The 2,266-nt window shown below is 44.0% G+C and carries 1 protein-coding gene; it reads left to right on the top strand.

Features of this window, described 5'->3' with window-relative positions; translation table 11 throughout:
* Window positions 1-206: 206 nt before the first annotated feature.
* Entirely contained in the window at window positions 207-1,910 is a 1,704-nt protein-coding gene (locus tag APA10_RS11675) for a HEPN domain-containing protein (RefSeq protein ID WP_003631056.1), read from the top strand.
* The last annotated feature ends 356 nt before the right edge of the window (window positions 1,911-2,266 follow it).

Here is a 2,266-nt window from a genome sequence, read left to right as displayed (position 1 = left end):
TGAATTCTACAAAATGACCCGAAATTGCCTCAAGTGTGAGAAATCCGCGTCGAATATACTGGTGTCTTAAGCGTTTATTACTCTCGCTCTGAGACGACAATCTCACCACCACATAAAAATATAAAGGCAAAAATATTGAATAGATGTAATCAAATTTACCTCATATATAGAAAATAAATCAACTTCCTTTTTAATAAGGATGCGACATGCGTAAAAATGACCATAATACAGAAATAAAGATTTTTGACGTCGAATTATATCACGATCAACTCGGACGGCTAGGATCTGGGGTTCTATCTTTCGGAGACAATCAATGGGCTTGCGTCAATCTCCTAATCTCAGACAACGCCCTAGAGTTACGCACGGACGACGCGAAATTTGACCTAGTTAAGGCGGTAACGAACGAAGGAAGCACATTTTGTCTCTGTGATTGCAAAGCTAACGGTATTGTTCTTTACGCAGACTATGTGATCGACGGCGATTTAAAAGAAGCGGTGGTTGACTCAATTTCAGTGCGTTACAGTGACGTATCAGAATGGTTTCTCCACTGGCGAACGGTTGACGGTTCAATTGGTAAAACACTCAACTGGACACGAATCCCGAAGGATATCAATGTCAGCGTCGAAACAGATAATGAGCACTTCGATCTACGAAGCGCGTATTGTAGCTCTCATAGCCAGTTGGGGGAGGATCTCGTACTACATGAGCATGTAGAGTTCATTTTTTCGGCGAAGGCGAGCAAGTTCAGCCTTGCAGATGTGAAGGCAAAGACCCAAGAACTCTCATGCTTACTTTCCATTTTGCTAGCCTATCCAGCCACAATCATAAGCGTTGTTGTTTCCCAGGGATCTGGTCGCTCCTATCGGATCTATTTTCCCACGTTTGAACGACCCGAACGGGCCAAAGGTGATAGTAGCTTTTGGGTTCGGTGCTTTATCCAACAGCCTGCGCTGGACGGACGGTGGCAGTCGATCTTCGACCACTATTACCAATCTAAGTACAGAAAGGTTTGTTGGGTACGTCTATCGGGCATGCAGAGATACGACGGATTCTGGGAATACAAAGCACTGGGTTATGTCAGTCTCTTAGATAGCTACCTGAACATTAGGTTTGATAAAGCCTCCCCTTCTAAATCTCCATCACCTGACTCGAAGAAAATAAGAAAATTCCGCCGAGACCTCACGAACGAGCTTCCAACCTTGCTCTCTGATGAGCAAGATAAGATCGTCGTGATCGCTAATAATACATTTGGGTCAACCAATTTTTATTTTGAGGAAAAGTATAGACTGGCAATTGAAGAGACGGATACTGATATTACGAAAATCATCAATCTATCAGAGCATGAGTTCTCACTGATCAAGAAAGTTCGCAACAGAATCGCGCATGGAAATGACCATGGTTTAAAGCAGGAAGAATTTCCTATTGTGATCCGAACTCAGGCAAAGATTATATTACTGCTCACCTATTGGGCGTTCTTGGACTTCGGGTTCACGACACAGGAGTTTATCGCGTGCTTAGAAAAGACGCACAGTAATCTTAAGGTCGCTGCAATGATCGATAGTGTTTATATGCAGCGCGTTACCAGAACCGCTGAGTTTTTTTCAGTGACGGCAGAAAAGCTTCGGTTGCTTCGAGGAATTAAAGGGCTAAGAGTTCAAAGTTGTTGCACCGAAAATGAGATCGGTGAAATTGAATTTTCCGAAGAATTTACAAAAAAATATACAGATTGGATGAATGACACAACAAAGATATCAACCATACATGATCCTGAACAAATTTTCGGTCTTTATAAGGACCAAGCCAGACTCGTCAATCAAGGTTATTTTGAATGCGGGGAAGAACGCTTGGCCGTATATCACATGTGGATTATCAAGAAGATCGATTCCTCCCCAAATATGCCCCGGCACTGAGTTAGCGGATATTGGTTTCCGTATACTTTTCTGGCGTGTTGAGAAGAAGTTTCCGGCATGATGCTGCCCCCCCCGGTGCGGGGGTGACAACCCTCAAAGGCATTTTGCCAGCCCTGGATGAGCGAGTGAGCATTTTTATACATGGGAAAAACGTCAATAAGGACTTTTCAAACCTTTTATCTGTAGAGAATAAACAACCAATCATGTCTGCTATACGGAAGTGTGTTTCAGGAATTTTATGTCGGCGAAGAGGGCGACTACAGCCTGTCTGCCTTGTTTCTGCTGAGCTGACAGGCTGTTTAGGGGGGGAGAACGAACCCGCTACGCGGGATTGGTGCGGTGTGCAGGTCTGTCAC

Source organism: Acetobacter pasteurianus subsp. pasteurianus LMG 1262 = NBRC 106471, from assembly GCF_000285275.1.
Lineage (GTDB): Bacteria > Pseudomonadota > Alphaproteobacteria > Acetobacterales > Acetobacteraceae > Acetobacter > Acetobacter pasteurianus.
The sequence above is the reverse complement of the archived record's forward strand: the minus strand, read 5'-3'. Positions and strand labels throughout refer to the sequence as shown.

What these genes read in the sequence shown, in the direction of transcription:
- APA10_RS11675 (WP_003631056.1), top strand. Translation starts at nt 207, where the DNA reads ATGCGTAAAAATGACCATAATACAGAAATAAAGATTTTTGACGTCGAA.